Here is a 23,651-nt window from a genome sequence, read left to right as displayed (position 1 = left end):
GTGCTTGACTCTTGTGGTTAAAAACAGGACATTTTAAATGGTTTATCGCATAGACATTTTAATTGGTGAATAACAACTATTAATATACTCATACAGGTCATTCACCATATACTTATAGCTGCTCAAGCAACTTAAACGTTAAAGCACTTCAAATTCAATCCGACGATTTCTCTTACGACCCTCAGCTGTTGCATTATCCGCTACAGGTTTACTTGAACCTGAACCTTCAGTACTCAGTAAATGCGCTGGAAGATTTTTTGCGATTAAATAAGCTTTTACTGCTTCTGCACGTTGCTGACTCAACATGAGATTTTTATTAGTATCGCCTGAACTATCCGTATGTCCAATAATCCGTATCTTTTTTCCGCTAACTTTATTTAAGGCACTGACCATTTCATCCAGTATCTGTATACCTGAAGTTGCTAATATTGCACTGCCAGATTCAAATTCAATAATCCGGTTCTTTAATGCAGCATCAATAATCTTCTGTTCTGCCTGATTGACTGAAAGCTGTGCATTTAAACGGTAATTTTCGGGTGTTAAACCCTTAAATCTTTCTGTAGTATCATGAATTTCATAAGAATTTGATACTTTACCCGTTAGCTGAATATCAGAACCTTTAATTGTTAACATTCCGTGTTTAACCTTTTTAAGGTCTTCATTAATCACATCAGTGACTATATTTGACCAACCCGTTGGTGCTACTACTTGACGAATCTGAATGCGATCTATCACATTTTCCTGACCATAAATTGAATACAATTTCGCCAAAATAGCTTGCTTACTACTGTTATTCGGTACATTACCTTCAGCAATTACAGGTTGTGCATGCACATTAAAACCAATTAAAAAACAGAATAAAATAATGATTTTATTTAACTTTAAGTATTTATTTTTTATTTTCATTTTATGCTTCTATAAATGTTTATTTAATTAATTTAATGCTTTGAGTCAGGCTTATCTGACTCTCAGTTAAAGACTATTCTAGTACCGCCAACCTTGAATTATTTTCTACACTAAAATTGGTTGTTTTTAATTCATATCAATTCACCCACGTGATCCATTTACAATATGATTGATGAGTATCATGGCGCTAAAGTTCCTGTGTTTGCAGCAGTCGTCTTAGTTATCTGAGCTGTTTTTCCTGACATCGTCGTATTCTGTGCTGCGACCACTCTTACTGCTTTATTCGAAACAACCTGATCCACCAACTGTAAATTGCTATAACTTGGATTACTTCCGATAGAACTTGCATTATTTCCACTCACCAAACGAAAATTGGTCTTCACAAATAGTTCAGGATTCTCTTTACTGCGCCAGACCATCTCAAAAATATTGCCTTTTTGTGTACGCTGAGCACTATCAATCAAACGATTGATTCCATATTCCCCAGGCTCATCAAAAATGGTATGGGTCTTCCCTTCCAAATCAATCACCGTGATCCGTGCGCCTGGAATTGCGCCGGAATTTGGCCAGATAAAATTCACCCATTGTTGAATTCCGTTTTCAAATAGCATTCTTTGTCCATCAATATCAATGGTATAAGCCAATAAATGAGCCTGTTCCAGTGGGTAAAACTGGAAATTAGATTGATTGGGTCTCACTGCCTGACGACTGGTATTATTTAACTCACCAGTTGCCATACCATTCACAGGCGCGACATAATTTTGAAAGTTTGCAACAAACACAGGATTTAGATTAAGCCCTAAATCTTGCCAGGTTTTCGAGCTTAAGCTATAGCCACGACGGATCACTAAGGGATCAAGATGCTCTTTGACAAAACGGGAAATACTGCCATTTTCACCAAAAATCTGATTAATTTCTTGAGAGGTTGCCTGTAAGCTACCTTGATTGCTAAACGGATATTTTTGCGATAAATTTGCATTAAATGGTTGATAGGCCTGTATTAGCCAGAGTTCGTTCATTTCAGCTTGTGCCGGGAGCATCAGACTTTCAAAGGAACGTGTGAGAGGAACACTAAACAACTTTTTAATCAGCTGTTGATCCAGCTCATGGGTTCCTACCGACATTTTCTCATCCACAAACTTTTGAGTGATATTAAAGATAGAATTCTGCTCATCAACGGTCTGCTTAAGGAGCATCATGCTCGCCGGACCAATATCTCCAGAACTTTTTAGATCATTAAAGCGACTCCGTATCTTGGCCAGAGATTGCATATACTCATCCAGCAGCGACCGGTTCTGCAAATCATCTCGTGTACGTACAATCTGGTAGAAGATCTGAAAGTCTTTGGCAATCATCCCCTGAGAGAAAGTCGATGCAGAATTCTGTGCCAACTTGCCATCATGACGTTGCAATATCTTGCGTTTAAACCAGGCAATAAAACCTTTTTGTGGAACCGCCAACTCAGCTTGTACCATTGGATTATCCCAGCTGGTTTCTTGCGCTATCCGTTGTATGACTTTACGAATCGGTGAGTTTTCTGGTTCGCCAAGAATATCTATCTGATATGTTTGCTGATTAAAGTCACCGGCCTTGGCATAATAAATGGCACCCAAGAATTTACGCCATTCGCTGATATATTCTTTTTTATACATTTCAGTCAGCTGGCGTCGAATTTGTTCAGGACTGCCACTAAAACTCAAATCATCAGACTGTGATGTATTAAGTACCCAATCTTTACTTTCAGTTGGGCTTTGCGCCGCGGTTTCTATGGCAGGTTGTACATATTCGTTCCAGGCTTGATAGCTATAAAAACCGGGTAAGGCATAACTTCCCAACATGGTTGTCTGAGCATTCTCCCCGACCATCTGTTTGATCGTTAATGCAGGAAAACGTACCAAAGCCCGCATTTTAATTTTGTTATATACACGATCTCGTGCAGACACTCCGGTCATCATCGCGGTTAAAACCTGGCGAGTCTGTTCAACCAGAACAGTATCGGAATCCAGCTGGGGAAATGAACTCGAATCTGTCAGTGTCATGGCATAGCTAAGTAACTGCTCGGCCTTTTGCAGCATTTCAGCACGTGGCAGCTGACCACGATGCTGATCCAGCCAAGTCCGCCAAAAACGTGTCAACTGATCGCTGAGATGACTGGAATCTATAGATTTACGGTTACTCAACATCAGATATGTTTTAAGTGCATTATAAGCATCTTGCGGATTTTGGTCAGATGGTTCTAATGCGAGTTGCTGAACTTGTGCAGTCGGATTAATTTGCACATGAATATGATTTTCTTTAAGAACTGCTGCATTGCTTTTTACCCGTTGTAGATATTCTGCAATATTTTGCTGGCTGGGCTGCAATACTAATTGCTCAATTCCTTTAAGATATTCAGCTTGCAGTTTCTCCCTGATCTGTTGTCCTTGATATAGACCAAAACTGTATTTTAATGGGCGCTTCTGATCAAATTGATCTAACTGTTGTAGATGAGCTTGCAAAATTAATAATGCATCGATTTGTGTGACCAGCTCCGTTCCTGACTGTTTCTGCATCTGTACGACCTTATTCAGGTCCGCCTGAACTTCTTCCATTAATTGCTGATTATTTCGATAAGACCACACCCACAGACTCAACACCATCGATACAGTAAGTAAAGCACCAGTAAAAGCCATAAAGCGTCGGCGTTTTCGTGCCGGATTAATATGCTGCTTCACCAGATTTTTATCTTTAAGAATCACTTCAGAAAATAAACCTTTCAGAAAATAACCATGATTCTGTGATACAGACTCTTTAGACAGGCCAAGATCATGATTATCGCTGCGGATCAGATGAAAGTCCTCAGCAATCTGTTCTGTCATTGGACTTTCAATGGAGCCTTCCTGTAAGGCGCTGGTAAAATAAAATCCACGAAAAACCGGTTTAAACTGATAAGGATTGTCTTGAAATAAAGTGGAAATAAAGGTTCTTAATACCGGTTTGAGACTCTTAAATTCCAGTGGAAAGGTCATTACACTGGGTGAAATATGCTGTGAATGCCGACGGGTTAAATGGGTCATACTTACATTTTTCAGACCCTCATATAAAATGCCATAATGCTTTTCAAATAGCTGAACAGCATTTGCACTCGAGTCTGGTTGATAAGCCAAAGTTGCGCCCCACACCTGATCCAATTCTTGTCCTTGATAACAATCAAAAAATTCCGTGAAGCCGGCAATCAGGTCCATCTTGGAAAATACCAAATAAACTGGCGCAAAAACTTCTAGACGTTCAGTCAGGTCTTGAATACGGGCACGCAGGTTCTTGGCCAGTTGTAGAGATTTCTCCGGACTTTGATTGACCAACTCAGCGATACTTACGATCACAATAAGACCATTTACGGGCGCTTTAGAACGATTTTTCTTGAGAATATTTAAAAAGCCTAACCATTCAGAATGGTCCTCCGGGTAGACTGAATAGCGTCCGGCTGTATCCAGGAAAATACCCTGAGTTGAAAAAAACCAGTCACAGTTTCGAGTTCCGCTAAGTCCGGCAGAGACCATTTTCTGATGAGTTTCTTCAAAAGGAAACCGCAAACCGGAATGATAAATCGCCGAGCTTTTCCCAGCCGCCGGGTTACCGATGACCATATACCAAGGAAGTTCATACAGTGCCGCGTGACCCTTACGATCGCCTAATTTTGACTTACGAATCAACTGAATAGATTGTTTGACTTGCTGACTGATCTGCTGAAGTTCTTCTTTATTATTGTATTTGCTTTCAGCTGCAAAACCTTGAGATAAGGCAGTCTCGATTTCTTCACCCTTTTTAGTATGCAGATAACACCGGATAAGTGTATAAATCCCCCAGCCTATTAATATGGCGACATAGACGGTCAGCAATATCCAGAAAATGCGATCAGAAACCGTATTTTTTATAGAAATAATGACCACTAAAAAGGATAAGGCCATCATTGTTTTAGGGTTGCTAATGTACTGCCAGACATACCCCAGGACTGTATAAAATAATGTATTCACTTTTATCTCTTTCTTCTTTAATTTTTATAAATAGTTAGGCTACTAATGAGATTTCATTCAGTTGATCACTTTCTTTATTTTTAAAACATAAATAGCTTGATTCTTGTTGTGTGCTATAGCTTATTGTAATGACATTGTCGTATAGATATGATGACATCATCGCTGCAAAAACTGCTGCCAATTGTTGGGTATGCCCCAAATAGCTTTGAGGATAAATGGTATGCTCCGGCTCAAAATCAATATTAGTAAATTTTTCTTGTATTATTTTCATTGTTTTAGACTGAGTGGCTTCATCTAAGAAAACTAAAAAAGGATGTGCCTGTTCCAGCTGATAGGACAGATCAACCTGATTCTGACCCAAGTACGCATATAGGTCAGTGACGTACTTGCTGAGAGTCAATATTCGTGAAGGCATCATCCCCTCAACCTCTAAGTCATGTGCGGATAAACACCAGCTGGCAGTATATTCTGCAGCAATATACTCTTCATTTTGCCAAAATTGCTGATCCAGACAATCCTGATCAATTTCAGAATCCGCCATAATGATCAAGCTGATCTCATGTGATTGACCTGAAATTTCCTGTAATAGCTCCAGCAAAGCTGAATAAGCATGATCAGCAGATAGGAGATAAAACTTGGTATGAATTTGGACAGGCAGCAATGCGTATTGTCGTTGAATTTGACTTATAAGCTGCTCTTGATAGAGATTACTCCACTCCCCAGTCATATGATCCGCCAATAAAATATGCAGATTCAACCTATTTAATCGGCTTACTGCTATTAGATTAGAGGCAATATTTCCTTCATCTTCACAGTAGTTCTCCTGTATCCATCCCGGATGCATTCGATATTCATAAGCCAGTTCGTGATCATAAAATAGTGCTGAACGTTTTAACTTTTCTGAAATTAAGCTCAGACTTTCTTCATGCTGTTCGAGTTGTTGTTGAATCAACTGTTGAATTCGTTGTTCCTGTAATGTTGGAAGCATTTCTTCGCTAGTCCCGTTTTCTTCAAGTAAGCGGTCCACAGAATGAATGCGATATGTCAATATAGGTAGACCAAAACGATTTAGCAGTTCTGAGTCCAGCTCAGGACTCTTGAACTGCTTCATGTGCTGCAAGATCTCTGCATTTTCGCCAAAACTGTGCCAAGCGGCAGCTGAAAAAATATTGAGCGTGTAATCCTCAATCGCTTGATCCAATTCTTCTTTATTTTCTAATTCTTGCTGTTGTGCTTGAAGAGATTTATGAGCCCTATCCTTTTGTTCTTGCTGTCTTTGTTTATAGGATTTTACAGCTTTATAAATAAAATAAGGTGTTAATAACAACAAGCAAATTAACAAAGGTAAAATGCCAAAATATAATAGGAAATCAATATTTGATGGATCGTATTGAGTATCTCGCCAGTAATAAATGACAAGAACATTGTTTAAAACGGATAAAACTATAAAAGTCTGAATAATACGCTTAATCATGACATTTTTCCTATCAGGCTATAGCAGGTTTCCGCATTGTGGATTGCCGGATTCAGCATTAATAAAGCTCCTCTGGCTAGCCCCATCGAATGTACTTCTCCAAGTTGGGCTGGGCATAATTCATCTTTGTCTAGAATCAACCGAAGATCCACTAACATGGTCGGGCTACACCAGGTTTGAAGTAACTGTTTCAATTTGGCGCTATGTATTCCTTCAGATAAAAAATTTATATAGTCTTCACGTTTTAATGGACCAATGACGATTTCAATTTTTTCATCAATTTGCTGAATGGTCTCTCCACAGAAGCTGTTGATTCCCAGTAAAACTGGTTGCAAAGCTCCCAAACCGCTTTTTTGCTGATCATCCAGTTGGAAGCTTTCCGGAATAAACTCATTAATCTTAAATTGATATTTAAAAATACAAGACAATATGCTGCTTAACGCATAATGGGTATTATTTTGCCCCTGCATCAAGCCTGAAAACTCAGCAAAATAGTCATCTATAGGTTGCTGTTCATGTTGTTGACCGCTATAGCCACTCAAAGCATGAAGCATGTTTAGATAATGATTTTCATGCTCAATTTCATAACGCAGTGGTAAATGATAATTCAGACAGGCATCGACATATTGTGCAGACAATTTATGATTAAACAGTCCGAGAAAGTGTAAGCTTTCTTCTCGGTGTGCCCCGGTACTCTGTTTAATTTTATGTGTATAGATATAAGGCAATACGCCCTGTACGCCAGTCAACCCCACGATTAAATTGGTCATCTGAACTTTATGATCTTGACATTGCAATGATTCAATTTCAGAAGTTGGAAAATTAAGATTGAGTGAACTAATAAATTCAAATGATTTACTCCATCCTTGATGTCTGTTCCGTGCAGGTGCATGTCTTAATAATCGCGTGGCTTGAATAAATTCAAAGCTGGTCGGCTGCTGAAAGAGCCGACCAACTACAGAAGCCTTTTGCCACCAACATTCTGTATGCATTGGTATAACTCCTGTTTTGACTTTGAATCTATGACGTGCATATCCACATAACTATTCATTTGAACTTTCAAATTAAAAATATGATTTAAAAGTTGCACAAAGATATACAGACTGGCTCCTCTAAAGACTTCTGGATCGATCTGGATTTCAACTTTGACACCCCGTACAAAAAGTGGAAATGGTTTATGCTCACGCAACTTCTGGCTCAGAGAAAACTGGATCGATTGAATTGAATTAATAATTAGCCGGTTGTCTTTGGATTGCGGCAAGTTATACAGTTCAAGTAATTCCTTAATGTGACTGACTGCATTTGCTTTCATTAAAGAAAGATTATTCAATGATAAATGCGAGATAATTCGCCACTGTTCTTGCTGCTTTTGATCAAAACAATAAGGTAAATTGGGTCTTTTTAATAATATGGCTTTACGTGCCAAACTATTGTCATTGAGAGATAAGTTATTCTGATCTTTGTTATAACTTTCATAAGGTAAATCCCGATTGCTGCATAACAACTGCATACTGATAAAGTCTGATGAAATTTTTTGTGGTTCTAAAGATTTGGAAATAATCGAATATTTCAGTTCTGTATGCTTGGTATTACTTTGCTCGGGCAACAGGTGATAATAAAATTGAGCATCAGCCTGATGATAATGACTCATGGCAAAAAAAGGTAATACGGGATAAGTTTTTTGACTGTTCTCGCGTTTCTCTCTCAATAACTTCATTTCGGTGATCGCATATACCTGAAAATATTCAGGATGATGTACATCACTTATTAATGAATATTCCAGGCGCAGATGATCAATTTTTTGTGGCTCAGCCTGTTTAGGGAATAAATTTATAACTGGTGTCGCAAATAATTTGAAATTAGCGCTATTTAATTCTGAATAATTTCTGATCATAGCTTGATCATTCAGATTTATTTTAAAATGAATGTGTAGCTCAAATTCTGCGGTTTCTATATTTAATTCTCTTAAAAAACTCAGATTGAGGTTAAGAAAATTAAATTTTTCTGGAAAGCAAAAATACTCGATTAATAAACGATAGGCATGATGAGTATGTTGATCAACTGGGAGCGCACTTTCCGCTTCAGTAAATCCCATTAGTTCAAATGGATTTTGAATATCAATCTCTTGATTCTGTACTATTACAGAAAAACCAGTCTCTGGCTTAAAAATACAATCTAGTACTTGCAATGGAAAGCTGGTAATTGCATCCAGATAAATAGGTAATTTTTGTTGTTCCAACAGTCGCTGCTGCTGGTTAAAAATTTCAAAACCAAAGCTCAAGGTTGCATTTCGATTTAAATGAACATGAGTCGAAGCATGCGTTTTAAAATTAACAGATTTTAAGGCGATTGGTAATAAATTAACCTGGTTTGTCGTACGATACTCACACTGTACCCCACGGATACTTTTTGATTTTAATACAGTTTGCTTGGGAATCTGCTGGCTACTTTTAAGCTGTCGGATTTTAATGGCATCGTCAAAACTGACCACTGAACATGCTGGAAAAGGTTTAAGGTACTGTGGAAACATCACCTCAAAAATAGCACGTGTAAATACTTCATAACTATCGTGCAGTTTCTTATCGATCCGGGCAGAAATCAGGGAAAATGCCTGAATCAGTCTTTCGATATGCGGATCATCAATCTGCTCTTGATTCAACGAAAGGCGTTGGGCAATTTTTGGGTATTTATTGGCAAACTCTCGTGATTGTTGCCCAAATTCCTGTAATTGCTTTTCGTAATAAGGTAATAATTCTTCGATCACAGCACACCTGCTGATGTTTTAGACAAAATTACGTATTGTTGCGTAGTAGGCTTGAGGAATGCGTCAAAAATTACCGGTTCATATAGGGGATAAATATTTAAGAATGCCTGAATACTTAGACACAGACTTCCCCTATTATGCTCATCCATCAGCATCTCGACTTTTACCTGTGTTAAGCGTGGTTCATGCGCGTGAATAGAATGTTCAATCGAGCGGCAGATTTTATCCCGGTCCATTGGATTTGCCGTTGAAAGACCTACAAAATCAATGATGCCAAATTGAAGAATTGAACGTTTGACCTGGTCATAACTGTCATCTACATCCAAGTTAACTAAACGAGTATTCAACAGATCTTCCAGATCATCTGCTACAGACTCTCTTAAAGCCTGCAATGAAAGCCCTTGAGAACATTGAATGTCCTGAGGTAATAGACGGTCAAATAATGTTGTTCTAAATCCGTAAGGGTAAAGCTGATCCAAATTCATATTGTTATAGTCTAATTTTATTTATTTTTATAAATATCAGAGAGGCTGATCAAGACCAGCCTCTAAAAAAGGTCAAATTACGCTGCATAAGAAGCAGTATTATTTGATAATGACCATTTCTTGGTCACGGCACCCTTTTGTGTACCATTAATATCTTGCTGATTATACGTCCACTCAACTGCTGCATATTTCAAACCAAAAGCTTCTGTTGGAACGCCTTCTTGATTTACTGTCGGAGTGACCTGAGAAACCAGCACATGTTTTAATTTAATTTGCAGGTATTTAACGCGTTTATCACCATTAGCACGATAAAAATCGATTTGTACCTCATCGAAGGTATAACCTGCCGAACAAGCTTCCCAAAGTTTTGGGCTGGTTGCATCCAGATCTTTCATAAAAATCATGTCGGAATGTTCAACTCGTTCTGCGGTATGACCGCCTACACTGGAAGATGTGGCAGATTTTGGCTGACGAATGTTGTGCGACCAGGAATTTGCTTCTAGCCAGCTTTTATGTTCTGAATCACGAGATTCACCATCAACTTTATATTTGCCACGAAACTGGATGTAAATGTCTTTCATTTTAATAATTTTCCTGTTGTTATAAATATTCTTATAATTTTAGCAGCGGTCTTAATGACTCGACTGCGGTAACTCAGTGACCAGTCGTAAAGATACAGACAACTCGTCTAACTGAAAATGCGGTCTCAAAAAGACCACAGATTTGTAATGTCCAGGTTCAGCCGGATTTTCTACAACTTTTATCGAAGCTTCACGCAGTGGATACTGTGCTTTGGCTTCCTGTGAAGCGCCATCATCCAAAAGTACATATTGAGACAGCCAGTCGTTTAGAAATGCTTCGACATTTCCTGCAGATGTAAAACTTCCCACCTTATCTCGCATCATTGCTTTTAAATAATGAGCGATTCGCGAGACTGCCATAATGTACTGTATCTGACTGGATAATGCGGAATTGGCATTGGCAATATCGTTATCATATTTCTTTGGTTTTTGGGTAGATTGGGCACCGAAGAACGCGGCATAATCGGTATTTTTACAATGTACTAATGGAATAAAGCCAAGATCACTGAGTTCTTTTTCACGACGGTCCGTAATCGCAATTTCAGTCGGGCACTTAAATATGATTTCTCCATCATTGGTTTTAAAGGTATGCACTGGCAGACCTTCGACCAAACCGCCACCCTCAACCCCACGAATCGCAGCACACCAGCCATGCATATCAAAGGCATTGGTTAAACGCGTCCCCAAAGCATAAGCAGCATTCATCCACAGGTATTCATTATGATTTTCACCTGAAACTTCTTCTACATAGTTAAAGCCTGCTGTCGTATTGCCATCTTTAGGATGATAAGGTAAACGGCCTAATACTCGTGGAATAGTCAATGCCAGATAACGAGCATCATCACTTTCCCGGAATGAACGCCATTGCACATATTCAGCTGTTTCAAAAATTTTAGAAACATCGCGTGGGCGATCAATATCAGTAAAAGTTTCCAATCCGAACATGGAAGGACTTGCAGCTGAGAGAAACGGTGCATGTGCCGCTGATGCTACATGTGAAATCTGCTCGAGCAAATACAGGTCTGAAGGTGTGCGATCAAACTCAAAGTCACCAATGAGGGTCGCATAAGGCGCACCGCCAAATGAACCATATTCTTCTTCATAGATTTTTTTAAATAGAGTACTTTGATCAAAGTCGCTGGCACTTTGAAAATCTTTAATCAATTCTTTTTTGGTCGTATTCAACATACGAATTTTAATTAAAGAGTGTGATGGCGTTTCCTGACAAAAGTAATACAGCCCTCGCCAGGTGGACTCAACTTTTTGAAACTGCTCGTGATGCATGATCTTGCTCAGATGGGTAGAAATAAGCGCATCAATTTCTGCAATGCGTTTATCTAAAGCCAAGGTCATATTGTCTGAAACTATAACGGTACCGGCCATGACTTCCTTGGCCAACTCACCAATCAAACTTTTGGCCCGATCATGTTCTTCTTCATTACGCGCAATTTGACTACGTTCAACAATAGAGTCCAGAATTGAGTATTCTTCAATAGCAACATTCGTGGTAGTTGCAGCATTAGAGTGATTCATTGTCTGCCTCCATACTCATTTTACGGATTTGGTCGGTATTTTTTAAAATATCATCCAGTAAATCTTCTAGACGTTCATTATTGGATATTTTATTGCGTAAATCAGTTAAACGTTCTCGTGCTTCTACCAGTTTTCGCAAAGGTTCGACTTGTTGGACTACCTGTTCTGGCCGAAAATCATCCATCGCATTAAAAACCAAATCTACTGATATTGTGCCACTCTCTTCAGTCAAACTATTTTCCACCTGAAAACTGGCACGAGGCGCCAGAGACTGCATCACCTCATCAATATTTCCCAAGTCTACATTGATAAATTTTTTATCTTTGAGCTTGGTTTTTTCAAGTTCCGATGCTGCTGAAAAATCTCCCAAAACCCCTACCACAAAGGGTAATTCTTTAATTTCACGGCCATCACCGACCTCAACATCGTAGGTCAATTGCACACGTGGTGGTCGAATACGCTGTAATTTTTTTTGTACACTTTCACGCTTAGCCATCATGATTTTCCTTATTAATTATTATTTAATGATCCAAATGGATTAGTACTAGGAGTGGGGGTTCGTGTACTGATACTTTCTGTTTTTTTACTACTGATAGCAGCCGTATTATTTTTTAGATTGCTTTTCGATGCTTTATTTTTATTTTGACTTAGGTTTTGTTTTACTGGGATATTTGGTTTCTTTTTAGTCTGTTTTACTTTTGAGTTCCGCGCTGTCATTAAGGCAGATGCAGAAAATTTTGCTACAGGCTGTGCCAGATAAATATGTTCACTTAGCGACTTGGCTTGTGGATAGGTAGAGTCATTTAAGGCACGGACTTCTGTACTACGCATCTGTTCCAGACTTTGGGAAGATATCCCAACTCCTGCCAGGAATTCTAGATCAGTTAAATCTTGATGAGTATAATTTTGCTGATGTAATTGCTCGATTAAATTGAGCGCTTTCAGATGATCACCGACTTCAACATAGCGTTTGGCAATTTGGGTAGACAATTGCTGCTGCAGATGCATATTTTTTCTTGCTGTCTTGTCGCATAACTGCTGGTATAAATCAATGATAGTTGAATCAGTATCATTTTTTGCTTGTGGATAGCTCTTGATACATGATTTTTTTAATTCTGCTGCATGGGTTTGAGCAAAACATAGCTGCGCCATCCCTGAGATGAGCAATACAATAAAACCTAGATTATTTTTCAAAATAAGCCTCAATTTTTGGTTATTGTTTTATATTTTTATAATCAAAATTTATTTTTCTATTTTTATAATTCAAAAATCTAGTTGCGGATTTAACAAAAAATTATCACAGGAAGTCAATACATAAATGCGTTTTTGTTAAATTATTTTATGTAATTTTTAAAATGGTAAGATTCCGACCAATGAATGCAGACATTTGGATAGACTTGAGTAGAATATGCCAAAAATCTTGAGCCAATATATCTTGATTGCTCATAGAAAAACTTAAATAAATAAAAATAAACCTAATAATAACAAATATATAGCTATAAATTCCAAAAACATCAGGCTGTATATTCTAAGAGAGAAAAATATGAGTAATTTAAAAATTTTGATTACAAAATTATCTGAGCATGCACGCCTATGCCTTGAGAAATCAGCGAATTTCTGCATCAAACAGCGAAATCATGAAATCGAAATTGAGCATTTTCTCTTAGAATTGCTACAGCAGCCAGACCTGAACGATCTCAAATTATTGCTCAAAAAGTATAAAATTTCCGAAGATGATCTCACCCATGATCTGAATCAGAGCATTCAGCAAATGACTAAAGGCAATTCTCGTACGCCTATCTTTGCCAAATCCATTATTCGTGCATTAGAACATGCCTGGCTTTTGGCTTCAGCAGAACAGAATCCGATGATCCGCAGCGGACATTTACTGGTTGCCCTGCTCACTGCACCTGATCTATATCAAATGACGATTCGTGCTTCTACTTTATTTGAGCTATTTCCAATTGATCATCTCAAACATCATTTTTTGGAGCTCTGCGAGCAGAGTATTGAAAACCCGAGCTATGCTCAGCTTACTAAGGTAAAAGAAGATTCACCTAACGCACAGCTAAAATTAAATAAAACACTGGCACTCGATCAATACACCATTAATCTGACTGAAAAAGCACGCCAAGGCCAAATCGACCCGGTGATCGGTCGTGAGTTTGAAATCCGTTTGATGCTGGATATTCTGATGCGCCGTCATCAGAACAATCCCATACTTACCGGCGATCCGGGAGTCGGTAAGACTGCTGTAGTAGAAGGATTGGCCCTGAAAATTGTGAATGATCAGGTACCTGATGTACTCAAAAATGTAGAACTTCATGTATTGGATCTGGGCTTATTACAAGCAGGTGCCAGTGTAAAAGGCGAGTTTGAGAATCGCCTGAAGCAAATCATTCAAGAAGTTCAGTCCTGCAGTTATCCTATTATCCTGTTTATTGATGAAGCCCATACGCTGATTGGTGCAGGTGGTCAGGCTGGTCAGAATGATGCCGCCAATCTGTTAAAACCAGCTTTGGCACGAGGAGAACTGCGTACTATCGCCGCTACTACTTGGGCGGAGTACAAACAATACTTTGAAAAAGATGCTGCGCTTAGCCGCCGTTTTCAGGTAGTGAAGGTAGAAGAACCTACTGAGGAAGTCGCCATCGATATGTTGCGTGCCATGATTCCGGTCATGACTCAGCATTTTCAGTTGCAGATTGATGATGCAGCAATTGCTGCTGCGGTACGTAACTCGCATCGTTATATCAGTGGACGGAAATTACCGGATAAGGCCATTAGTGTATTAGATACAGCCGCGGCACGAGTTGCTTTGAGCCAAAATGCACAACCTGCAAAGTTAGACCAGTTACAGGCACAGCTGCATAATCTTCGGCTTGAACATGAGATTTTAAATCAGGAGCATCAAAATTTTCCGTGTCATCAGACACGTTTAATTGAATTATCAGAAAATATTTCAAATTTGGAACAAGAAATTTCTCAGATAAGCCTGCAATGGCAGCAAGAACTTCAACTGGTTCAGGAAATAAAATTATTACAGGTTCAATCCAAAAAAATTGAAAATAAAAATAAAATTAAAGTATTACAGCAGCGTTTGACCCAGATTCAGGCTGATCACCCACTTGTGTTCGAGCGTGTAACAGTCCCTATGATTCATCAGATCATTTCTGACTGGACCGGAATTCCAGTCGGTAAAATGATGAATGATGAAATCCGACAGGTCTTAAAACTCCAAGATAAATTATCGCAGCGTGTGATGGGTCAGGACTTTGCTTTGCATCAACTGGTCCAAGGTATTAAAACATCTAAAGCAAAACTGGATGATCCGAACAAACCACAAGGTGTATTTTTATTGCTTGGTCCAAGCGGTGTGGGAAAAACTGAAACTGCCCTGGCCTTGGCTCAAGAATTGTATGGAGGTGAGTCGCATCTGATCACGATCAATATATCGGAATATCAGGAAGCACATACCGTGTCTTCGTTAAAAGGTGCTCCTCCAGGTTATGTCGGTTATGGTCAAGGTGGTGTGTTGACTGAAGCAGTGCGTCGTAATCCTTATAGTGTGATTTTACTGGATGAAATCGAAAAAGCTCATTCTGATGTGCAGGAATTATTTTATCAGGTCTTTGATAAAGGCATGCTGGAAGATAGCGAAGGTCGGCTGATTGATTTTAAAAATACGACAATTTTATTAACTTCAAATGTCGGTTCTAGTGCCATTATGCAGGCCTGTTTAAATCAACCCGTCGAAAACTGGCCGGATGCAAATAGATTAATTGAACTGCTCAAACCAAGTTTATATCAGCAATTTAAACCGGCATTTTTAGGGCGTATGCAGATTGTGCCTTATTATCCTTTACACGATGAGCTATTGATCCAGATTATTCAGCATAAACTGGGGAAAATTACCCGACGCATTCAGCAGCAATATGTCACCCAGGTCACTTATAGTGGGGACTTGCTCGAACTTCTGCTCAGCCGATGTACCGAGGTTGATAGTGGTGCGCGCAATATTGATCATATTTTAAATGCTTCAGTATTGCCTGCTTTGGCTACAGAAATATTGAGAACCATGAGTGAGGGAAAGATTCCTAAACTGATTCATATTGAGATCAAGAATGATGAAATTTTTTATAGCGTAGATCCTAAAGTTAAAATAGCACCAAAAGTACGGTCTAAAAACAGTAAAGTAGATGCTGCCTAGTAGAAGTAAATTAAAGCTAATAATAAATAAAATATAATAGTTGGAATAAATATGAGTCTGGAATTTGAATATTTATTGAAAAGTATTTCAGCCGATCAGCCCTGTGGCATGGATTTTTCATTTTCAAATGATTTTCATGTGATTAAAAAGGCCAGAACTCGCGATGATCCTTTATTGGACCAGGGTGACTGGGTCTCGGAACCGAAACAGGCCAATTGGCAACTTGTACACGATAAAATAATTGAATTATTAACTGAAAAAACCAAGGATATACGCCTATATAGCTGGCTCATAGAGGCTTGGAGTCATTTCTATGGTTTTGAAGGGATTGTCAGAGGGTTAGAGTTGACCCAGCAAAGCCTTGAGCGATATTGGTTAACCTTACATCCCCAAATCGAAGAGGATGATCTTGATCAGCGTTTGGGATTATTAAAAGGTTTGATTGCGCAACTGCCAACGCTGATGAAACAGGTGCCTTTGGTCAGTTCTGCACCTTTTTATAGTTTAAGCGATTATGAGGTATTACTGCATCAGCGCAATATACAGCTCAAACAGCAGCAAGATGATTCTTCTGAATATAATGCTGTTCAGGACTTGGAGTATTTTGAGCAATTGTTGCTGAAGACTCCTCAAACAGTGTTAAACCAGAATGAACTATATTTTCAGGAAATTCAGAAACAATGGCAACGCCTTAAAAATACACTGGATCTTTTGCTGGGCCCGGATGCACCGAGTTACGCGAGCACAGATTCTCAACTGGAATCAATCTTTTCTAGTATCAAACGCATTTATAAAACTGATATTTCTCCAATATCTCAGGATCAAATAAATACATCGCAATCCGGCACTCTCAAAATACCTGAAATAATAGTAATGAATACCTCGCTTGAAGATATACAAGAATTTCGACTTCACGCCCAAAATCATCTGGCCAATCGTCAACAGGCGATGCAGTTATTACAACAAATATCTGAATATTTTCAATCGCATGAACCACATAGTCCAGTAAGCTACATGCTGCAAAAGACAATCAAATGGAGTCAGATGCCATTACATGAATGGCTGGCTCAAGTCATTAAGAACGATAATCCGATTGAAAATGTACATGAATTACTGGGTGTATATGCCAACGATGAACCTAAGAATGAGTGGTAAATATTAAAATGTTTAAAGCAGAAAAAGTACTTTGGGGCGAAGGTCTATTTTTAAGACCGCAGCATTTTCAATTACAGGATGCCTATCATGAACAACGCTTGAGTCATATGATTCGGGCGACATTTCTTTTTGCTCACGGAATACAGTCTATTCAGTTTGATGAAGCTCAATTCAATATGCATATATTGGCATTGAGCAAAATTGAAATGATCTGGCAAGATGGTGAAATTTATCAGGCACCTGCACAGGATTTATTACCAGAACCGGTACAACTGGATACCTTAAACCTGCGTGGTGAAATGCTAATTTATTTGGCTTTACCAATGCTACAACCGAACAAGCAGAATGTAAGTCATGCTGAAAACACTCAGACGAGTCGTTATCACTCACATTTAATCTCTACTCATGATTTATTCACCGATGCCACTACAGCGGAGATCACCCTGTTACGCCGTCGGGCAGAATTTAAACTTTTTGAAGTTGGCCATGAACCTCAGCAGCCTCTGGATGGTTATTTATATCTTCCGGTTGCTCAAATCAAAAGACAAAGTTCGGGAAATTTTAATTTTGATCATAAATTTATTCCTCCAATTTTACATATTCAGGCCTGTGAATATCTGCTAGACAATTTAAAGCGAACTTTAAATATCATCCGGGCTAAGATTAAAACGATTCAATCCAATAATCGGGAAAATGAACAGAAACTGATTGAATTCCGTTCTGGGGATATCGTCTCTTTCTGGCTAGTGAATGCCTTAAATACTGCTTATGCAACCTTAAATCATATTTTGCAATATCCCCAAATTCATCCGGAACGGCTATATGCGGAACTTTTAAGACTAAGCGGCTCCTTACTCACATTTTCAACAGCCTATGACATCGATCAACTACCGCAGTATCAGCATCATCATTTGTATGACAGTTTCAATCAGCTTGATATTATTCTCAGAGATTTACTCGATACAATTATTTCGAATCGATATATCAGCATCAGCTTAAAAGAAACGCGCCCGTCCTATTGGCTCGGTAGTCTGGAGACTGACAAGATCAGTCGCAATACCCGGCTATATCTTGCTGTATCGAGTAGCATTATGCCTGCACATGATCTGATTGCCTATGTTCCGATCCGTTTTAAAGTCGGCAGTAGCATAGATGTAGAACAACGTGTGGTTGCAGCTTTGCCTGCTGTACCCGTCCAGCACCTCATGCAGGTTCCTACTGCAATTCCAGTACGTTCCGGTGTGCATTATTTCGAGATCGAACCAAATAATGAACTGTATCAGCGCATGCTGGATTCAGAATCAATTTGTGTTTATATCTCGAACGGTTTTAAGGATATTACGGTTGAACTGATTGCTGTCATGAATGGATAAAATAAAAATGAATACAATCGCTAATTCTCCTTCTTCACTTTTTGATGATGATCAAATCGGGGCCGGTTATACAGCCATGCAATCTGTAGAAAGCTACCCTACCTATACGAATAGTCTGGTAGATTTACTGCATGACGGCTTCTATATTGTTTTCCTGTTAAAAAATCATTATCTCCCTACAGATATTGAAGCCTTTCGTGAAAAAATTCTGGAGATGTTGAAAAGTTTTGAACATCAGGCACGTCAGATGCAATTTTCAGCTAAAGATATTCAAGATGCAAAATATGCCTATTGCGCTTTAGTAGATGAAACAATTGTCACGCAGCAGGATGAGCAATTTTTTGATCTGCAAAATGCCTGGATGATCAGTCCCTTGCAGTTGATCCTGTTTGGCTCACAACTTGCAGGTTTTCGCTTCTTTGAACATCTGGAAGAAATACGCCATAAAGATAAGCAACGTCTGGCAGTATTAGAGGTATATCATCATTGCCTTTTATTGGGATTCCAGGGAAAGTATCGAATTGAATCTATTGAGCATTTAAATAGTCTGATTGCTCGTATCGGAGATCAGATTGATTATCTCAAGTGTAAAAAAGTTGCTTTTTCTCCTTTTTCAGCAATTCCAGATCAAATCCGACATATCATCCATCGTGAATTACCATTTTTCTGGATTCTGATATTTTTATTATTATTTGCTGTGATCAGCTTTGTGGTTTTTAAATATGCCTTGTCAACAGAACAAGCTGCTGTGTTTTCTCAATATCAAAATTTGATTAGCACTCCTGCTGAACAAGCTTATATTACGATTCATTTACCCTAACTCAATTTTCAAATAAATATGATGAACCCTTATAAAAAATAAAGACTTAAAAAATGGCGCCGTTGGATAAGTTATGCTCCAAAAAATATTTTTAAAGTTATCATTAGATCAATCATTCAACTAATGATTTTGATTATATTAAGCAGCTTTATTGTATTAAGCTTGACTATGTTGGTACTACTGTCTTACGAATTGCGATTAAGAATACAGGATTTATTTCTTGATTTGATTCCACAAAGCAGACAACAATTTGCTCAAGTAAAACAGTTTGTGCAGAAATTTCATCGGGCTGCATCGCCAGAGCACCTTCAATCTGAATGGTATTTACAGCAATGGTGGATTTTGATTGCAGGATTTAGCTTATTTGCCAGTATTTTAATGTTCACTTTTACGCAGCCACTTACTGCAAGTAAGTTTGAAGCTGAATATTTAAGGAAAGTTGATCCACAGATTTATGCATTATTAGATGGGCAAATATTAACAGCGCCAACTGAAGTCGATGAACAGCTTATTATTGAAGCCTTACAAGAAGAAGTTTTAGCAAATCATTCTGTAATTTCAGCGCAAAGCCTTAATCTGAATATTGAAGACATTCATATAAATCCAAATATCAGCACAGCAGACCGTAAATGGCATAAGATGAATCCACGATTTAAACAGCGCTTACTGATGGTGTTTAAAATTATGCGCGAACAGCATGGTTATGAGCTGGTTGTACTCGAAAGTTATCGAAGTCCGGAAAGGCAAAACTCTTTGGCGACCAACAGTAATATTACTAAGGCTAAAGGCTTTCAAAGTTATCATCAGTTTGGTTTGGCTGCAGATATTGCCTTTAAACGCGATGGTAAGGTGGTGATTAGCGAACGTGATCCATGGGCCATGCGTGGTTATGAGTTATATGGCCAGATTGCAGAATCGGTGGGTTTAACCTGGGGCGGTCGCTGGAAATCCATTAAAGATTTTGGACATACTGAATATCGTATGCCCGGTTTAAAGAAAACAGCTGAAATGGCTCATCAACTCATTCATGAAGGACAATTACAGACTCAAACATTTCAGCCTTAAGCATAAAAAGTGAATTAATTTAGAAAGGCCTGCATGTGTTTGATCACTTCATCTGGTTTTTCACCATGCAGCCAATGTCCTGTATTTTCAATGCATTCAATTTTCGCCTGAGAAAATTGCTCATCAATTGCTGTAAAGTGTTCAGGTTTTGAGATATAAAAAGAATTACCGCCACGAAGAAATAAAGCTGGCAGATTAATTTTTTCGACCTTTTCCCAATCCATAATATCTGGATAATGATCAAATAAAGCCTGAACATTAAAGAGCCACTGCCCTTTATTAAAGGATTTTAATAAAAACTGAATTACCATTTCTTCATCAATGTATTCACGCATAATTTTTGCTGCCTCAAGTCGTGAAGCAACATTTGCTTGCTGCACCGCAAATAAAGCTTTAAAAATCTCAGTATGATGACTCTCATGATATTGGATTGGTGTAATATCCAGGACGACCAACCTTTCAGTTTGTACACGGGCTAAATCAGCCAATTTCATGGCAATTTTCCCACCCATGGAATGCCCTACTACTACGAACTTTTGAATATTTAAACTGGATAAAGTTTCTAGGACATCTTCAGCCATAAGCTGATAATTTAAGTCTGAACTATGAGCAGAAAGACCATGATTGCATACATCAAGTTGGATCACGGTTCTTTGCTCAGAAAAATATCGAGCTAGTACGCCTAAATTACTTAAACTACCGAATAAACCATGAATGAAGACCATTGGAGATAGTACTGACGTTTCGTGGTGTTGAAGTTGATAATTTAGGATCATTTGAGAATTCCATGATTTCTTTGTTTAAGTGTTTATAGTGGGTTTATATTTGGAATTAATCAATTGCGAAATTTTTAAATATAAAATCCTGCTTAGGCTATTTTATGGGGATATATTTTGCTTAGGCTAAATAATTCATAAACGAATCATAAGTATTTAAAATTACGATTTTAGATCTGGATGGATATTTGGCTATCTATAAATAAGAAAGAAGATGGTTGAGTTGTGGTGCAGACTAAATAAAATTAATGAAAATCTTAAAACTGGGATTTAATAACATGTAAACCACTTTTAGGTCAGAGTGTTTCTTAAACTAACTCGCTGTTATTACCCAAATAGACTGAGGTAATTTTGAAAATATTGTTTTTAATTATTCATTGCTTATTATTTATCAAAAAATGACTATTCATAAGTAGCTTATTAATCCACTTGATTCTGTTTAGAATAATACGTCTTAAGTCCAAATGAGTTACAGGTAGTAAACATCAGCATTATAAATTTCCCCTCTCTCCCTTTCTTGATAAAGTTGTTAAAATTATGTATTGCTTAGGCTATTTTAATATCTTAGGATGTTCAAGTTATTAGCTTAAATATAAACGTGCAATCACGCTATCCTACTTAAATTGTTCTGTTCAAGAAATACACCGCATAAATAAGACATTTTTTAGAAATTACAAAACCACGGTTATTCATTTATTCTTATCAATAGATTAAATACAGTGGATATATCCCCGAGGTATGAGGTATTCACATTAAAATAAATTTAAATTAACTTAACAAACTCTTTATCAAATGATATTCGGGAGATGGTCTTTCAGGTTTTAATATCTATAAAATTTGATTGTGAAATAGACTTAGATACTTTATTTTTATTCCACTGCGAAAAACTTTCAAGATAAAAAAGTAGTTTATAACTTATTCTACTTCCCTATTTTTACAAAATACGCTCGCCGTCATTCCAGATTTAGTCAAACTTTGATCCTGCCGCTCAAGAAAATTTCTGGCAATCATAGACATCGTAGGTGCCATATTCAGACTGCTGTTTTCTTCGGACACCTTTTGAATATCCTGATAGGCTTTCAGTCGTTTGCAGAAAGCCTGACGTTGAGTTTGTGCATCTGCCTTTTGATCATCTTCATCTAAAATGTATTTGGTTTCATTCACGATTTTAGTCTGTGCTGAAATAAACTCATCATAGGCACTTTGTGAAAGCCGCTGTGCGAAGACCACGCTACTCAGTCCTAATAATAATCCAGCACAAATGAAAGATGATTTTTTTAGCATTTAAATTTCTTCTTTCCAGACATCTTCATAATCATCGGCATCAATCATGAAACGAAAACCTGTTTCCAGAGCCAGATACGGTAAAACTTCTGGTGCGATGTCCTGTAATTCACGTACTGTCATGGTTTCAAAAGCCTCTTCACTTGAAGGCTCTCCGCCATAAATGTACCAGCTGATATTTTCATCAGTTTCAGGCTTTTTACGGATGCCGACAATCGGATCCTGTTTTAAGGTATGTACGGCCACCGCAACAACATCATCCCCCGTGACTTCAACATAAGCCGAGCCTACTTCTTCACAAAGTAGCTTTTGCTCTGCGATCAGTTCTTGTAACGGTGACAGGTTTTGCGTGTTTTTCGACATTCGGTCTTACTCATCATTCATTAGCGCGCTATTTTAACTTAATTTTAATGAAGCTGATTGGGATTTCGTCGAGATCTAAAAAATATCTGCCCTTAAACCGTGTTAAGCGCAGATATGGATCTCAGCTTATTGGAAGACTTTAAAGCGCTCTTCATCCGCCAGATAATCTTTGGCACGTGGCTCGCCTTCTATCGAACCAAAGACCAACTGTGCACGCAACTTCCAGTTCGATGGAATGTCCCATTCCGCATGTACCTGTTCATCCACGATCGGATTGTAGTGCTGCAATGATGCGCCCAGACCTTCTGTATGCAATGCTGTCCACGTTGCAAATTGCGCGATCGCAGTCGAATGCTCTGCCCAGATTGGAAAGTTATCAGCATAAGATGGGAATTGTTCCTGTAAGCCTTCTATAACTGTTTGATCTTCAAAAAATAAAACAGTGCCTAGCCCTGCCGCAAAACTTGCCATTTTTGCTGTGGTTCTTGCAGCGCTTTCTTCATCTTTGGCATAGCTTTTTAATTTATCTGCGACGAAGCCCCAGAACTTTTCATGTTCCGAATTGAATAAAATGACGGCGCGTGAAGACTGAGAATTGAAAGAAGATGGGCTCTGCTTAATTGCAGTCTGAATCAAATCAGTTAGATGTTCAGGAGATTGTTCAACATTCTTGGCAATGGCATAAATAGTACGGCGTTTAGTAATTAAATCTAAAAACTGATTCGACATTTTTGAAAATCCTGGGATATATCTTCGGGAAAATTTGAACCTTCAGTTATTTTTATGAAGGATAGCTAATCAATGGAGCTTTTGCTTTAACGTGAGATAAAGCCTATATACCTTAAAAAA

Annotated in this window: 19 protein-coding genes; 5 read left to right on the top strand and 14 right to left on the bottom strand. The window is 38.2% G+C overall.

Translation table 11 applies throughout. The features are described from left to right. Positions 1-138 precede the first annotated feature (138 nt). From PV763_RS01940 to PV763_RS01895, 10 genes are all read right to left on the bottom strand, one after another. Positions 139-900 carry an OmpA family protein gene (locus PV763_RS01940; protein ID WP_420937277.1) on the bottom strand — a complete coding sequence of 254 codons (762 nt, stop codon included), beginning with the start codon at positions 898-900 and terminating at the stop codon, positions 139-141. A gap of 185 nt (positions 901-1,085) precedes the next feature. After that, positions 1,086-4,919 (bottom strand): type VI secretion system membrane subunit TssM, encoded by a 3,834-nt coding sequence (gene tssM / locus PV763_RS01935; RefSeq protein ID WP_420937275.1) that lies wholly within the window; start codon positions 4,917-4,919, stop codon positions 1,086-1,088. A 34-nt stretch (positions 4,920-4,953) separates the two neighbouring features. Beyond that, complete coding sequence (locus PV763_RS01930; RefSeq protein WP_420937274.1) at positions 4,954-6,393, bottom strand: hypothetical protein; 1,440 nt, start codon at positions 6,391-6,393, stop codon at positions 4,954-4,956. Continuing rightward, on the bottom strand, positions 6,390-7,385 hold the full coding sequence (gene tssG, locus PV763_RS01925) for a type VI secretion system baseplate subunit TssG (RefSeq protein WP_420937273.1): 996 nt from the start codon (positions 7,383-7,385) through the stop codon (positions 6,390-6,392). The genes PV763_RS01930 and tssG overlap by 4 nt, the downstream gene beginning before the upstream one ends. Beyond that, positions 7,349-9,157, bottom strand: a complete 1,809-nt coding sequence (tssF, locus tag PV763_RS01920) for a type VI secretion system baseplate subunit TssF (protein ID WP_420937272.1) — start codon at positions 9,155-9,157, stop codon at positions 7,349-7,351. The genes tssG and tssF overlap by 37 nt, the downstream gene beginning before the upstream one ends. Continuing rightward, positions 9,154-9,642 (bottom strand): type VI secretion system baseplate subunit TssE, encoded by a 489-nt coding sequence (tssE, locus tag PV763_RS01915; protein WP_071851320.1) that lies wholly within the window; start codon positions 9,640-9,642, stop codon positions 9,154-9,156. Before tssE ends, tssF begins: the two co-directional genes overlap by 4 nt. A gap of 77 nt (positions 9,643-9,719) precedes the next feature. Next, a complete protein-coding gene (locus tag PV763_RS01910; protein ID WP_005107016.1) occupies positions 9,720-10,223 on the bottom strand; it encodes an Hcp family type VI secretion system effector in 504 nt (167 codons plus the stop codon). A gap of 51 nt (positions 10,224-10,274) precedes the next feature. Then, positions 10,275-11,756: a type VI secretion system contractile sheath large subunit gene (tssC, locus tag PV763_RS01905; RefSeq protein WP_420937271.1), complete on the bottom strand. Its 1,482-nt coding sequence runs from the start codon at positions 11,754-11,756 to the stop codon at positions 10,275-10,277. Then, positions 11,743-12,252, bottom strand: coding sequence for a type VI secretion system contractile sheath small subunit (tssB, locus tag PV763_RS01900; protein ID WP_253147138.1), 510 nt, complete (start codon positions 12,250-12,252; stop codon positions 11,743-11,745). The genes tssC and tssB overlap by 14 nt, the downstream gene beginning before the upstream one ends. A gap of 14 nt (positions 12,253-12,266) precedes the next feature. Then, positions 12,267-12,950 carry a hypothetical protein gene (locus PV763_RS01895; RefSeq protein ID WP_420937270.1) on the bottom strand — a complete coding sequence of 228 codons (684 nt, stop codon included), beginning with the start codon at positions 12,948-12,950 and terminating at the stop codon, positions 12,267-12,269. A 349-nt stretch (positions 12,951-13,299) separates the two neighbouring features. Between PV763_RS01895 and tssH the strand changes: the two genes are divergently transcribed. From tssH to PV763_RS01870, 5 genes are all read left to right on the top strand, one after another. Continuing rightward, a complete protein-coding gene (tssH, locus tag PV763_RS01890) occupies positions 13,300-15,966 on the top strand; it encodes a type VI secretion system ATPase TssH (protein WP_420937269.1) in 2,667 nt (888 codons plus the stop codon). Between the two features lie 51 nt (positions 15,967-16,017). Beyond that, complete coding sequence (tssA, locus tag PV763_RS01885; protein ID WP_253173850.1) at positions 16,018-17,121, top strand: type VI secretion system protein TssA; 1,104 nt, start codon at positions 16,018-16,020, stop codon at positions 17,119-17,121. Positions 17,122-17,129: 8 nt separating this feature from the next. Then, entirely contained in the window at positions 17,130-18,494 is a 1,365-nt protein-coding gene (gene tssK / locus PV763_RS01880; RefSeq protein ID WP_420937268.1) for a type VI secretion system baseplate subunit TssK, read from the top strand. A gap of 7 nt (positions 18,495-18,501) precedes the next feature. After that, the gene (icmH, locus tag PV763_RS01875; protein ID WP_420937267.1) at positions 18,502-19,314 is read left to right on the top strand and encodes a type IVB secretion system protein IcmH/DotU; all 813 of its coding nucleotides are present in this window, start codon (positions 18,502-18,504) and stop codon (positions 19,312-19,314) included. Between the two features lie 123 nt (positions 19,315-19,437). Continuing rightward, entirely contained in the window at positions 19,438-20,379 is a 942-nt protein-coding gene (locus tag PV763_RS01870) for a M15 family metallopeptidase (protein ID WP_420937266.1), read from the top strand. A gap of 14 nt (positions 20,380-20,393) precedes the next feature. Here PV763_RS01870 and PV763_RS01865 read toward each other — a convergent pair whose 3' ends face one another. The 4 genes from PV763_RS01865 to PV763_RS01850 all read right to left on the bottom strand — a co-directional run bounded on the left by PV763_RS01865 (position 20,394) and on the right by PV763_RS01850 (position 23,531). Beyond that, positions 20,394-21,155, bottom strand: a complete 762-nt coding sequence (locus PV763_RS01865; RefSeq protein WP_420937265.1) for an alpha/beta fold hydrolase — start codon at positions 21,153-21,155, stop codon at positions 20,394-20,396. 915 nt (positions 21,156-22,070) lie between these two features. Next, positions 22,071-22,439 carry a hypothetical protein gene (locus tag PV763_RS01860; RefSeq protein WP_420937264.1) on the bottom strand — a complete coding sequence of 123 codons (369 nt, stop codon included), beginning with the start codon at positions 22,437-22,439 and terminating at the stop codon, positions 22,071-22,073. Continuing rightward, positions 22,440-22,802 carry an immunity protein Imm33 domain-containing protein gene (locus PV763_RS01855; RefSeq protein WP_005107027.1) on the bottom strand — a complete coding sequence of 121 codons (363 nt, stop codon included), beginning with the start codon at positions 22,800-22,802 and terminating at the stop codon, positions 22,440-22,442. A 126-nt stretch (positions 22,803-22,928) separates the two neighbouring features. Continuing rightward, positions 22,929-23,531, bottom strand: a complete 603-nt coding sequence (locus tag PV763_RS01850) for a nitroreductase family protein (RefSeq protein ID WP_005107029.1) — start codon at positions 23,529-23,531, stop codon at positions 22,929-22,931. Positions 23,532-23,651: the final 120 nt, after the last annotated feature.

The organism is Acinetobacter sp. AS5, from assembly GCF_048957595.1.
GTDB lineage: Bacteria > Pseudomonadota > Gammaproteobacteria > Pseudomonadales > Moraxellaceae > Acinetobacter.
This window is presented reverse-complemented; position numbering and strand designations above follow the sequence as displayed.